The organism is Marinifilum sp. D737 (assembly GCF_026672275.1).
Lineage (GTDB): Bacteria > Bacteroidota > Bacteroidia > Bacteroidales > Marinifilaceae > Marinifilum.
The window spans coordinates 1-14,759 of record NZ_JANQCD010000042.1; the positions used below are offsets into that span (position 1 = coordinate 1).

General features: G+C 37.1%; 7 protein-coding genes. 1 reads left to right on the top strand and 6 read right to left on the bottom strand.

The annotated features are described in order from the left end of the window. Positions 1-4,572 (bottom strand): DUF4961 domain-containing protein (locus tag NQ163_RS18055; RefSeq protein ID WP_268191733.1); only part of this gene is annotated, 4,572 nt, incomplete at its 3' end. Between the two features lie 303 nt (positions 4,573-4,875). Between NQ163_RS18055 and NQ163_RS18060 the strand changes: the two genes are divergently transcribed. Further along, entirely contained in the window at positions 4,876-5,394 is a 519-nt protein-coding gene (locus NQ163_RS18060; RefSeq protein ID WP_268191734.1) for a GNAT family N-acetyltransferase, read from the top strand. A gap of 36 nt (positions 5,395-5,430) precedes the next feature. On the opposite strand, the gene NQ163_RS18065 is transcribed toward NQ163_RS18060, so the two are convergent. The 5 genes from NQ163_RS18065 to NQ163_RS18085 form a co-directional block, all read right to left on the bottom strand. Further along, positions 5,431-5,778: a four helix bundle protein gene (locus NQ163_RS18065; protein ID WP_268191735.1), complete on the bottom strand. Its 348-nt coding sequence runs from the start codon at positions 5,776-5,778 to the stop codon at positions 5,431-5,433. 78 nt (positions 5,779-5,856) lie between these two features. Continuing rightward, positions 5,857-8,235 (bottom strand): ABC transporter permease, encoded by a 2,379-nt coding sequence (locus tag NQ163_RS18070; protein ID WP_268191736.1) that lies wholly within the window; start codon positions 8,233-8,235, stop codon positions 5,857-5,859. Positions 8,236-8,357: 122 nt separating this feature from the next. Further along, positions 8,358-9,896, bottom strand: a complete 1,539-nt coding sequence (locus NQ163_RS18075) for a DUF4933 domain-containing protein (RefSeq protein WP_268191737.1) — start codon at positions 9,894-9,896, stop codon at positions 8,358-8,360. A 19-nt stretch (positions 9,897-9,915) separates the two neighbouring features. Next, positions 9,916-12,333 (bottom strand): ABC transporter permease, encoded by a 2,418-nt coding sequence (locus NQ163_RS18080; protein WP_268191738.1) that lies wholly within the window; start codon positions 12,331-12,333, stop codon positions 9,916-9,918. A 29-nt stretch (positions 12,334-12,362) separates the two neighbouring features. Beyond that, on the bottom strand, positions 12,363-14,747 hold the full coding sequence (locus tag NQ163_RS18085) for an ABC transporter permease (RefSeq protein WP_268191739.1): 2,385 nt from the start codon (positions 14,745-14,747) through the stop codon (positions 12,363-12,365). Positions 14,748-14,759: the final 12 nt, after the last annotated feature.

Genomic DNA, 14,759 nt, shown 5'->3' on the forward strand with positions numbered 1-14,759 from the left:
ATTGCTGTTATCAGTTGGCGTAAAGATAATCTCTACAGATTTTGTTCCTGCGTTTGGCGTTGCTGATGGATTTGCAAAAGCAAAGCTTCCGTCCACACTGGCAGTTCCTCCTGTAAGGATTGATTCATTTAATGCTTGTCCGTAAGTAATTGTACTTGCCGTTGGCCATTCACTTACATTTGGCGTTGCTTTGTTGACAGTTAGTTTTCCCGGGACATAAGTTATGTCGTAATGCGCAGAACTTAATCCTAAGGGAACAATATTATCGCCTTCTACATTAAAGCTTAAAGTTCCTTCCAAATCATCAGAAGTGTGATCATGAACAAAGCCCTCATAAGTTACGGTGAAGTCAGGCAGGGGATCTCCATAGGTCATGCTGGCATCCTGTGCTGTGATTGTTAATGGATGCTGGATTGGATTTACACTAAGCGTGAACGAAAATTCTTCACTGGTATATTTTCCATCCGAGACTTGGGTTTTCACCTGTAAATCTCCAAAGAAATAGGGAGCAGGAGTGAGTTTAGAATTGCTGACCGTATAATTATCGCCTCCCAGATAAGTAAAAGTGTAGGCTGCTGCCGGATCATTATCATCATCCTTCACGGTAAACCACTCAGGAAGAAAAGTCAAACTGCTATTCTCATCAACAGAAATATCCTGAACGCTTTCTATTGATGGTTGATGAAAGTTGGCTCTTGACAATTGGCGGGAGCAAAGAATTTTGTATTCCCCTCTTTTCAGGTAGTATTGCTGACTGGTGCTTGATACATTTATGTTACTGCCATCTTCAAAGTTGTACCAGGTTCCTGTGGAGCCAAAGTGAGGGGTGATGTTACCATCGCTTTCACCAAAGTTTCCAATCACGATAAGTTGAAAGCCTTCATCCGATTTTGTTTTGCCATTTAAGGTGATGCGTTTCATTGCACCGGAAATGTCAAAATCCTGGGTCTGATCATTATTATAAAGATTGTATGTATTTCGAAGATGAAACAGATCAGCATAGAATTCATACAGGCCTTTACGTTGTGCATTCTCGAAATAATCCCAGCGCACTGGTTTCTTTCCGGTTCTTCCATTGTAATCAATACTGTAATCGTAGCCTAGTTCTCCAAACTGCCAAACCATTCTTGCTCCCGGGAGCAGCAGGTTGAATGCCGCCGACGCTTTTAGTCTGGGAACGATAATTTCCAGTTGAGCGTCGGTAGGTTGCTGGTATTTGTCAAACGATCCGGCATTGACATCCCTACCGTATTTTAGTGCTTTAAAAGCCAGGCGCTCTTCGTCGTGGCTTTCCATATAACTCATCAGGTTGGCGTATTGATAGGATATGTTTCGATAGTAGGCTTGGGAAAGGTCGATATTACCACTCCATCCCATGGCCATCTCTTCGTATTTTTCCGAGATTCCTTTTCCTCCCCACATCAGGATTCCTTCGTTGGCCAATTCACTGTCTTCGCTGGCATCTGCCAGGTGTTCAAATACGGCAATCGTTCCCGGATGCTTGCTTCTCATGCTACTCACCATTCTTTTGAGAATTCCAATGCGTTGAGCATCGTATGTACTACCCCAACTATCTTCAGGGTAACTTGTGTTGCTAAATCCTTTCGTGAAATCAAATCGGAATCCATCAAAATGGTATTCGTCAATCCAGAAATTCAAAATAGAATCTACCAAATTTTGAGTGTGTTCGCTGGTATGGTTGAAATCGGCTCCCCAATGTGCTCCCGGATTTTGAAAGTTGTGATTCTCATTGTACCAGGGGTTATGCACCGCCGGACGGTTGTCTGTACTGTTCCAATACATTTTTGCCAACGGACTGGAATAAAAAGAGTGATTCAAAACCATGTCGTTAATTACCGCTATTCCTTTCTCGTGGGCCTGATCGATAAAACTTTTCAGATCATTCTTGGTACCATAAGCTTTATCGGGGGCAAAGTAAAAATTAGGATTGTAACCCCAGCTGTCGTTTCCTTCGAATTCACTTACCGGCATTAAATGAATGCAATTGATTCCCATGTCTTTAAGATAATCCAACTTTTCTGCAGCAGCTTTGTAGTTTCCTTCAGTCGTAAAATCGCGGATGTGAAGTTCGTAAACATTTAAATCATTATGAGACGGAACAGTAAAATTACTAACCTGCCATTGATAAGCAGACTGTCCGGTTTGCAAAACAGATGCGCGATCGCTGGCTTTTCCGCCTGGATAGCTTATTAATCCTGGATAAGTGCTTGATGAAATGTATTGATCATCTGGGTCGCTCACTTTTTCGGTATAAGGATCGGCAAGTTGCAGGTAACCATCAATTAAATACTGGAAAACATATTCTTGTCCGGCAGTTAATCCTTCCAAAGTAATCCACCAGTAATTACCATTCGTTGTTTTCTTCATTTTGCTGCTTTCGCTCGCGCTCCAGTTGTTGAAATCACCCAATACGTGAACTACCGATTTGGCAGGAACAGATTGACTACCATATACATTTCCATAACCATCTTTGTAAGTGATAGAGGTAGGTGTATGCAGAATCAAGGTTGCCTTGGTATCATCATCGGTCAGGCCGTCAATATCCTTATGGTAGATGATTCCTTTCTGTCCTGTTTTTACCCACGATGGAAGGTCTTCCACAGTAACAGACGAATAGGCTTCCATCGCAATGGTTTTTTCCTTGATAGTACTTCCATTGTTTGCACGGATAAGAATCGTATGTGATCCTGCGGTTGTAAAACTATGGTTTACTGTGCTTGTTGTTATCGACGAAGCCGTATGTATGGATTGGTTATCAGCGAATACTTCAACGCTTGCACTTTCGGAAGTGGTGAAGTTGATCTCGAAAGAAGCTTCGGTTTCTACTGTCTTTTCCTGATCATTGGGATGGACGATGCTAATGTAAAATTCTGGGTCGGTTTCCAGGTAATAGTCCTTGTCCTCTTCATTTTTCTGTACAATCGATCCATCCTGGTTTCTGAAGAGTAAACCAATGCGAAACAGGTTTTCATTCGGATCGCTGATTCCAAAGTAAGTTGATGGAGTAAGCGTAATCTGCCATACTCCAGATGATATTTCAGTCAGTTGTCCTTTGGTATTATCTCCCCACTGCGCCTGACCTACGTAATCGGCAGTGGTTTTTCCCGGCCCTGAGGTAACGGCCCAACTGTGCATGTAGATATTGCTTTCGGCTTGTAATTTCTTTCCCGGAGCAATGCCAGGTCTGAAGATGATGGTAATTTCATCCGATATTTTCGGAAGAGCGGGACTGATCTCAATCCAATCGGGGATGCTTGCAGCTTGCAGAGACAGGCTGTAGTTGGATCCGCTGTTGTCTTCTTTTAAAGTACCGTCGGCCGATCTGAACAGAAATTCCAATCCGGTTACCTCTTCTCCCGGAAGCAGGCTGGCAAAATCAGAGGTGGGCGTAAAACTAAAGGTCCACTGGTTGGCAGAACTTCCCTCACTCATGATACCCACATTATCATCTTCACCCCAGTTTCCTATCCATTCTTTTTCCCCGGATGTTGTGCTTACTCCATAATGCAGATACACTTTTGATGCATTTTCAAGAGCAGTTCCTTTGGCATTAAAGGTAATGTTTACCTGCTGATCGGCAGATGGGTTTTCCGGAGAGGTTACCACCACCGGAGGATCGGCAATTGTAATGCTTACCGTATAGTCTTTTGTTGAATTGTCTTCAGCTGTTACGGTATAGGTTTGTTGACTCGTAAAATCTGTTGTAGTACCTGATGAGGGAGAAACAGAAGCCTTTGGCGATACCTCAATTGTTGGGGCGACCTGGCTTAGATCAACATTGGTGTTGTAAGGTAATGTTAAATTAATGGTATTCTCGCCAATGGTGGCATCCATACCATCAACAGTAAACCGGGTAATGTCTTTGGCATTACTCAATTGCGATACAGTAACCGTATAGGTGCTTTTACTACCGTTTTCGGCAGTTACGGTGTACTGAACTGGTGAAGAAAAATCCTGTGCTACACCCGAAGCAGGTGACACACTGGCATGTTCTGAAACTACAATTACCGGACTTAAACTTGTTATATCTGTGCCTGCATCTATTTGTAAGGCGATTTGGTCTACCGAAATCTGGCCTTCCTGATTGTTGATGGAAAAAGAAGTAATCTCTTTTCCGGTATGAAATACATGTGCTTCGGTAAGTGTCAGTCCCAAATCAGTAGTTTTGTTGTTTTCACCACCATTATACTGGTTTCTAAATATCAAATCGATACTGTAAACGGTAGTCCCTTCGCTTAAGGAGAAATACTCTTTTGGAGTAATCGTTTTCTTCCACACTTTTGTTCCTTCGTGAGCAGTCATTTCCTGGCTGTCGTTTAGGTTAGAGAAAGCATCGTTTACATTTTGCCAGTGACCTGCATTGGTGTTTACCCCCGCATGCATATAAATCCTGGCTTCACCATCGGTCCAGAAATTAGAAGTCTCCTTGTCAAAGTAGATGGTAATCTCATCGTTGATCGTTGCATTGCTTGGTTCAACCCATACTCTTTGGGCCATTCCGTTCAGGAGATATCCTGAAAGGAAAATAAAAAGAAGTAAAGTTTTTCTCATACGTTGTAATTCTAGGATTAGATGGGAGTCAAAAATAAGATAATGAGTGGTTTAAGTCTTTTCTATCGTTTGCGTTATGACGATTTTTTTCTGCAAACGATCCCGCAAACGTTTGTTGAAAACATTATTTTTGATGAATTTTTTGAAGCCCCTGTGAAGTAGTTATAATAGAATCCAGATAACCCATTTAAGAGTACTGCTTTTTGTTCTAAATTAGAATCATTTTAAAGAAAAACTTGCACAATTCGCAGATTTGTACGAGATTAAATCATTCAGTTAAATCTTAAAAATAAAATATCAGTAATGAATATTATACTTGAAACCGACCGACTTTACCTACGCGAAATACTTCCTGAAGACGATGAAAGAATGTTTGAAATGGATTCCGATCCTGAAGTTTATAAGTTCTTGGGAAGAAAACCGATTAGAGACATCAACCAAAGCAGAAAGATGATTGAAAATATCATTCGCCAATACAAAGAAAATGGTATTGGTCGTTGGGCAATTATCGATAAGAAAACGCATGATTTTATGGGCTGGACAGGTTTTAAACTCGAAAAAGAAGAGTTGAACGGATACAGCAATTATTACGATTTGCGATTTCGTTTGCTGCGCAAATATTGGGGCAAAGGCTACATTACCGAAGCAAGCAGGGCTGCCATTGAATATGCTTTCGAAAAGCTGGATATCAAAGAAATTTGCAGCATGACTTTGGTAAACAACGAAAAATCACAAAAAGTACTTGATAAGCTAGGATTGAAATTGGTAGATAAGTTCATGTATCAAGGCGATGAGATTACTTGGTACAAAAGAACACGGTAATGTGAAATTAATAATGAGTAATGAATAATAATTGCTTCAATTTTTAGAGCTTTTAATGATTTTGTAAAGAATCTTTAAAAGTTCTTTGTTTTCTTGATAAAGAGAGTTGAATAATTTTTCTTCAATGATTGTGGTATCCTTTAAAATTCGCAACCAGTAATCTGTTTCACGAGATTCTTTATAGGCAATTGACATTTTCGCACGAAACTCCTTTTTCGAGATACCCCCGACAGCTTCTTCTACAATTGCTCCAATTGATGTTCCACTGCGCAGAATTTGCTTTGAAAGAACAAATTCTGTTTTCTCTTGCGTTAAAAACTGATTCAGTTTGACAATTCTAACCGCAAATGCATATGATTTTGCAAGAATGATATTATCCTTCATAGATCAATGGATTGATGCAATTAAAATTAATTAAATATTATTATTCATTACACATTATTAATTACTAATTGAGCTTCGCTATTCATAGCGAAGCGATTCTACAGGATTTCTTTTGGCAGTTCTCCACGATTGCCATGTAACAGTTGTGATTGCAATGGCAATGGCAATGATTCCCGACAGTGCAAAAACCCACCAGTTTAATTCGGTTTTGTAGGCGAAGTTTTGGAGCCAAATGTTCATTACATACCAGGCAATAGGGCAAGCCAAAACAAATGCAACAATTACCCACTTTAGAAATTTGATATTCAACATTTGAATGATTTCGTAGGTTTTGGCTCCATTGGTTTTTCTTATCCCAATTTCCTTGGTTTTTTGTCTCACTACAAAGCCTACAATGCCAAGCATACCCAGTATGCTAATGATAATACTTAGAATGGTAAATGCCTTGGTAGTGTTCTTTAAATGATTTTCATTGCGATATTCTGCTTCCAATAAATCATCGAAGAATTGAAAAGAAAACTCTCTGTCTTCACGATGCTTTTTGTATGTATCTCGAATATAAGCAATGCTTTCTTTACGCTTGTTTTGGGAAATCCTGATGTTCATTGTCATGATTTGTTCAGGAGAATTCATTAACACCAAAGGCTCAATTCTGTGATGTAATGATTTAAAATGAAAATCTTTTACTACTCCAACAATCTCATTGTTTCCAATTCTTTGACCAATAGGATCTTCGAAGCCAAATAGTTTTTCTGCACTTTCGTTTATCACCACAGGGAATGAAAAAGTGTGATCATCCGATTTTTTTTTCATTTCTTCCCAATAGGCAGAATAGTTCATATTTAAGAACTCACCTTTTGTGAGTTTCAGTTCGTAATTATTGGCAAATTCATCGTCAACATGAAGAATAACTGCTTGAATACTATCTTTTACTCCATTGTTGTCGATAACAAAATTTGAGCGAAAACCTCCATGCATAGGAGCATAAGTACTTGCCGATGCAGATAGTATGTTAGGGTTTTGCAAGAGTTCATTTTTGAAGGAATTGCTATCGTACCATAAGCCTGTAGGAACAACTAGCATGTTGCTATGGTTGATTCCCAGATCTTTGGTGGTAATGAAATGAAATTGCTTCATAAAGACTCCTGAAACCGAAATGGAAAAAATGGCAATTGCAAACTGGATAACAATGAGTAAATTCATTAGTCCAATATTTCCACCACTGTAGTTTTTGGCTTTTAAAATCTGAACAGGATTTAATTTCGACAAGTAAATGGAAGGGTACAAACCAGCTGCTATTGCTGTAAATACAATTAGCAGAAACAAGTATGTAATCAACTGCATCGATAGGCTGATTTGTAACTGCTGTCCTGTAAGTTCATTGAATTTTGGCAGCAATACAAATGCCAAAGCAATGGCAAAAAATGCAGCCACAAAAGTCTGCAGAAAAGAATTCATCATGAACTGTAGCAATAAACTGTGTCGTTTTGCACCATTTACTTTTTGAATCCCAATTTCTTTGGCTTGTTCAGAATAGCTTACCGTTGAAAGAATGGTAAAGTTTAAAATCACCATAATAAGGATTAGTAAAGCCAAGCCCGAAAAAATTACAACATACTTGTAATTGCTGATCTTATTATCAAGCATATTGGTGGTGTAATCAGAGTGGAGATGAATTTCAGATATAGGCTGAAACATCAGCTTGTCCGTTCTATTTGAGTATCTGCTAATATGATTGCTTATTCGGCTCAAAAACAGATCGTTTATTTCAGCATTAGTTGAAAGTTTGATATAGGTTCTTATCCAGTAGGAATCTCTCCACGAATTTGTTGTGTGATGCATGTTTAGATTGGCTTCAGACAATAAGTATCCAAAATCGATATGCGTATTTCTTGGAATTTTTAAAACTGCACTAACCGTGTAAATGTTTTCACTGTATTTGTCGCTTACTATTTTTTTACCCAAAGCCGAAGAGTTGCCAAAAAGTTTACGTGCAACTTTTTCGGAAAGCACAATGTTTGATTTGTGTTTGAATGCATTTTCGGCATTACCTTCCAGAAATTGAAAGCCATCAAAGATTTTAAAAAAATCAGTATTGGTATAGTATTTTCTTGCTTCAATCTTTTTTCCATTCTCGAATTGTAGTGGGGAATCTTCCGATGATCCATAAAGATATGTGGCAGCCTCGATTTGTGGATAATCCTTTTTAATGGTTTCCGCAATTGGCTGGTACGAAACTGCTGATTTAATAATATCCTCACCTTGCTTTGAGAGTGTTAAAACCCGATAAATTCTGTTGTAATCTGAATGAAATTTCTCAAAAGTGCTTTGATCGTAAACCCATAAATAAATGAGCAATGAAGCTAAAATTCCTATGGTAAAACCTGTGAAGTTAATGATGCTTAAAACAGGTTTTTTAAGAATTAATCGGAGTATGATTTTGAAGCTATAATGCATATGTCTTAATTTACTTTTAATTGACATCCCAATAACTATCGGGAGGAAATCGCCAGTTTTGTCATTCCTTTGTATGAGGAGTTTTTCTCATGGCTCGTTTCATTTGAGTGTTTTTAATGGAACTATTTAACCAGCATTAGTACTTGGTCGGTATCGGAGCAGCCATTTGCCAACTGTATCAGCTTTTCTTTCTTGGCTGCAGGAGCAGTTGAATTTTTAAATTCATCAGAAGCAACTTTTTCCTTAATATCTTTTCCTAGTAATGAAACCATTATATTACCCTCTCGATTTATCATGTAAGAGCTAGGCCAAACAGAAAATCCTCCATCAATGTCGTTTTCGAGTATTGGACTGTTGTAATTGTAAGGGTCTGATTTTACGAAGTGTAATTGTTTATTTTTCTTGGAGTAAAGGGCATAAAGTAGCTTAATGCTTTTTCTTTTTCTGGAGTTAGGGCAGTAATTATCATCCATGATTAAGCCAATAAAAATATAATTATTGCCGTCGGCCCATTGGTTTGGAACCATTTTTCCTTTAAGATCAAACTTAGAATTACTGGCATCTTGTTTGCTAACCTTATGCTTGCCCAGTTTGATTACATATTCAGGTTTTATAATATTTGGAGGAATTACTTTGAAAATGGTATCGTTATAATCCGATCTGAAATAATAATTTCCACTTTTTTCATATTGGGTTCCATAATCAAAACCTCGAATAACACGAGCTTTAAAATTAACCAGACGTTCGAATTTGGTAAATTCGGCTAAGGTGTCTCCTTTGGTATTGAAAATTTCCAACATGTTACCCTTTCTGCTCCTTCTTGAAAAATAGGTGTTTCGGTCAGGAGTGAAAATTCCAATATACTCATATGAATTTTGAGGAGCGAATGATGACATGCCGTTTGGATAAGGAGCCTTGAATGGTTTGTTCTGGCCTCTGTTTAGGTCAACCAAAACTTTACCAGCACCTGAAACTGCTAATGGATTTTCGGGGTCGAACTGGTACTGAGTATTGATTAAATCTTTGGAGCAATCTACCTCCATAATGTAATTTTGCCCGGAGTTAGTATTTCTGTAGTTATAATACAATTGATCTCCTCTTGACCAAACACTAGTACTTCCCCCAATATTCGCATATTCGGAATAGTACACTAAAACTTGATTTTGATCCTCTTTGTACTTTACACCACTTAGTTGGTTTTTTACAATTGTATTTTTAAACTCCCCATTTTTTGTAAACAGATGAATGCCATAAAGATTAGAGGCTACGATGTGTTTATCTGTCATGTAGTATTTGTAATTGATGTTATTTACAAAACCAGAGTCTGGCAGATTTTGCATTTTAATATATTCAATACTTTTTGCTACATCCGAGAGTTTGAATTCTTTAATACTATCCATTCGGTTTTCAATATCAATAACAATTGGAGGATGAGAGGCATCTGTTTTTCTAACCGATTCGAATCGAAATCCTTTGGGCAATCTGGCCAAAGAGTCAGCCAATTCTTGCTCTTTTTTCAATCGCAGTTCTTCTTTTTGCGCTAAAATTTCTTCTTCACTTAAAATTTTTTGAGCCAAATCTTTTTCATTCAACTTCAAGATTTTGTTCTTGCATGAAAAACAAATGATTAACAAGATTGATAGTAAGAGGTTAAGTTTCATAGTATATTGTTGTTTTAATTTATTCATAACGTAAGCTTTCCACCGGATTTCTCTTTGCTGCTCTCCACGACTGCCAGGAAACGGTTAGCAAGGCAATTCCCATGGCAATGATTCCTGCCAAGGCAAATATCCACCAACTGAGCTCGGTTTTATAGGCAAAATTTTGCAACCACTTATTCATAGCGTAGTATGCAACAGGACAGGCAATAAGAAATGCGATGCACACCCATTTAACAAAGCCTTTGTTTAGCATTAGAATGATTTCGTGAGTTTTGGCTCCGTTTATTTTTCTAACACCTATCTCTTTGGTGCGAACCAATGAGCTTATCCACGCCATGGTAAACAGATTGATTACACTAATTACAATTGCGAGGTAGACAAATGCATATAGCATTTTAATTAATTGAAATTCCTTGATAAACTGACGATTGTAAAAAGATTTGAGACTTACATATTGGAATGGGTAATTTGGAAAAGTAGTCTCAACTTGTTTTTTAATGTGGGCAATCACTTCTTGTATATTGGGGTTCTTGTATTTTACAATGTAGTATCCCCACATAATTTCTTGTGTCCAGTTTATTAAAATAGTAGGCCCTGGATATTCTCGCATACCTTGGAAATTAAAATTAGAACAGATTCCCTTAATCTCAAGTTCAAAGCCTTCCGTCATACTTTCATCTTTCAATTGTAATACTTTCCCAATGGCATCTTTAGGATGATTGTATCCAAGATCAGACAAACAAGCTTCATTAATCAAGCATCCTGAATTAATGTTATTGGCATTTTTAGGGAAGTTGCTTCCTTCAAGAAGAGAAATGTCAAAATTCTTTAGGTAATTGACATCAGCTACCATAACGGATGCTTTCGCATTTTTATCTTTTCCTTTTTCTTTAAATGTGAAATTAAAGGCAAGTAATTCTCCTGGAATTTTGTCACATTGTGAAATCGCTTCTATGTTAGGATGCCTCAGAAGTTCCTGTTCAAATGTTTCGAAATTCTTGAATCTACTGGATGATTTGCGCATGTACTTTGGAACTGTTACAGCAATTTTATTGCTTAAATTCATTCCCATATTTTTTTCTTGTAAGAACTCCAGCTGCTTATTAATCCCCATAATACATATCAGAATAGCTATTACAATTACAAATTGACTTACCACAAATAGTTTCTGGATAGAAAATCTGGAAGTAAGAGGATTAAATTTCAATTTTAACAATTCAAGACTATTGTATCGATTAATGAGGATTCCGGTGATAATACCATTGATTAAGGTGCTTAGTAGTACCATGCATAGTAGAATAATCCAAAAGAGCAGGGGGGCTTCTGAAAAATCAAGTGTAAGCCCGTAATTTGAATATGCCAAAGGAGACAGAGCCTTGCAAATAAAAATGGCCAACACTAAAGAAAGTAAATGCAGAAGGAATGATTCCAGCAGTGATTGTGAAATTAAACTTCGACCTTTTGCTCCAACCACCTTTCTTAGTCCCCAATTGTTGGCATCTTTAATGGCTTTGGTATGTGAGAAATGAATGTAATTAAATCCAATGGCAATGAGTATTAAAAGGCCAATTGCCATTAAAACATACAAATAATCAGCACGGGTATTTATTGCAAGTTCATCTTTTAAATGTGATTTTAGATGTATATCAGTTAAAGCTTGCAAATAGTAGGTATGTTGAATGTCCCCACCTTCAGCGAGATTCCTTTTTTTGCTCAATGCAAGTTGATTCATCTTCTTGTTGAATCCATTAATGGAAGCATTGGCTTGGAACTTTAAATAGGTATAAAAAGCAGATTCTCCCCATGCTTCCATAGCAGGAGGAGGTAGACGCATATTGTCATGAAAAGACAATAGCATATTGGCCTTAAAGTGTGATTTTTGAGGTAAATCTTTGTATACCCCTTCTATTTCATAGCTAGCACCTGGATATTTAAATATCGTTTTACCTACCGGATTTTCATCTCCGAAATATTTCCTGGCATATGACTCCGAAAGTATTACAGTATATGGGCGCTTAAGAGCATCCGAGCGCGATCCGTAAATAAATTCAATCGAAAAGACATTTAATATGCCAGGTGAAGCATGTAAAACATTTTCATTCTTAAATACTTGTTCATTTATTTTAAATTCAAGATTACCAGGTTTGAAAAAGAAGCCTGATTCCAGAACTTCGGGAGAATTTCTTTTTAACTCGTTACCCATAGCTCTTTCGCATAAAGGCTTCGTAAGTTTAAGTTCTCCTGAAGTATAAATATTGGTTGCAATGCGATATATATTTTCAGCTTTAGGAAAGTCTCTGTCATAACTCATTTCTTGAGAAACATGACTTGCAATAAAAACAAAGGATACAAAACCAATGCATAAAGAAATCAGCAAGAATAAACTTGATAGTAAATTCTTGCTTAATGATTTAATTGCCATTTTCAACTGATACATACTTTATGTTTTTTTTCTTAGAAAATGAATTATTCGTACCTCAAACTCTCCACCGGATTTCTCTTTGCTGCTCTCCACGATTGCCAGGAAACGGTTAGCAAGGCAATTCCCATGGCAATGATTCCTGCCAAGGCAAAAATCCACCAACTGAGCTCGGTTTTATAGGCAAAGTTTTCAAGCCATTTGTTCATGGCGTACCATGCAATTGGAGATGCCAAAACAAATGCAATAATTACCCACCTTAGGAAATCCTTGTTTAGCATTTTGATAATCTCATGAGTTTTGGCTCCATTGGTTTTGCGAATCCCAATCTCTTTGGTTCGTTGTTCCGATGAAAAGTAGGAGAGGGCACTTATACCCATGATTCCGATGATGATACCAAGAAGAGAAAAACTCAAGAGAATTTTTCTAAGTATATTTTCTGATTTGTATTGTTGACCAACTTTTTCATCCATAAAGAAATAATCCATTTCCTGGTTTGGATAGTGTTTATGCCATTCTTCCTGAATGTAATCCATTGCCGGTCTGATATTTCCGGAAGCAATTTTGATATGAGTAAACCTGGATCTACTTCGCGACTCTCCAATTAGGAAAACATAGTCTCCGATCTGTTCATGGGCCGAATTGTAATTGAAATCTTCGACAACTCCTATAATATCATACCTTCTCTGATCTGCTTCCAAAGGAATTCCTGATCTAAAGGCATTCAGATTTTCAATGCTTTGATGTTTTTCCATCAATCTCTCGTACAAATGATTGTTGATAATCATTCCTTCAATGGTATCTTTCGATCTGTTGATGTAATCGTGAACCAACTGAATGTCCATTGTTTGTAGAAAATCAAAGTTTGGGAACGACATTTCCGCAGTACCTTCAATTCCCAATCCATCCAATGAAATGGTTTGAGTAGGATGTCCAAAGTATTGCCTGGTAAAACCAACGGAAATAATTTGAGAATTCTTTTTTAACTCGTTGGCAAACACTTTTGGGTCTTTAGAATAGTCCTTTTGATGGATGACTACAATATTGTCTTTTGTAAAACCAAGGGGTTTGTCTAATATGAAATTGATCTGTTTGTTTACAAGAATGGTTGATGCAATCAGGATGATTACAATTAGCATTTGAAATATCATTAAAGGTTGCAACAATTGCTTTCCCGATAAGGGGTGTAAACCTTTAATAATTTCGCTGGTAGAATGATTTTTAAGAATAAAGAACCGAACAAATAAAACAGAAATGATTCCACCAAGTGAAATGATCATTAAAATGGACAAGTAGATTGTAGGTTCGTTATAGAAAATATCAAACTGAATTTCGTAAAACTGGCTGATAATAGGTTTTATCAACTCTATTACAAATAAGGAGATAAAAATAGCAAACGAACAAAGCAACAATACCTCAATTAGGATCTGGTACAACAAATGCTTTTTGTGAGCTCCAATAGAGGATTTCAAACCAAACTCTTTTGTTCTTTTGAAAAGATTAACTGTGATTAAGCTGATAAAGTTTACAAGAGATACAAATAGGATCACGAAAGAAACAATAGTAAATAAGCCAATATTAATTTTGGTATTGCTCTCTTTTAATTCAAACCTGCAGTTCGATCTTAAATGAATGTCAGTCAGTTTTTGAAGACTAAATTTGTAATCTTTAGGACCTCTGGTTTGTCTAAAAGCAGACTTGTTAAAATGGGTAAGTATTTTTTCGGCAATGAAAGCAGGTGAGGTTCCTTTTTTCAGTTTTAAATAGTTGTAGACCCACTGTATTTTTCTTGTTGATAAGGAGGCATAACGTTGTTCAAGTACTCCTTTTTGCGAAAGAAGTATTTCACAGTTGAAATGAGTTTTTATAGGCGTATTTTTTATAATCCCAACGATTTCAAATTTTCCGGGTGCTTCTCTTGATCGCAATGTTTCAGTCTCTATGTATTGACCGATTGGATTTTCATTCTTAAAATATTTTTTTGCAAAGCGCTCAGAGATAAAAGCTACATTAGGCTTCGAAATATCCTTTAAATTTCCAATCAGGCTTTCAATTCCAAACATGCTCATAAAGTTTGTGTCAACCGACAAAACATCTTTTTGAGCAACCGATTCCTCGTGTATTTTGATATTTTCCAGCTTTGCATGGGAAAACCGTGTTGCATTTTCAACTTCAGGGAATTGACTTGCAGCTTCTTGAATAAAGCCTAAACTCCTGGCCCAGGAGCTGTTAATATGTGATGGCGTAGAAATTACCCTGTAGATATTCTGATAATCTTTAATGTGTTTGTCGTAGCTTTTTTCATTTTGCACATGAATAAACAGTACAAAAAATGAGGCGATCCCAAAGCTGAGGCCAAATATATTGGTCAATGAAAAAGCTTTGTTTTTAAGCAAGCGTAAAACGGATAATTTCAAATGATACCAAAGCATAATTTTAATTTT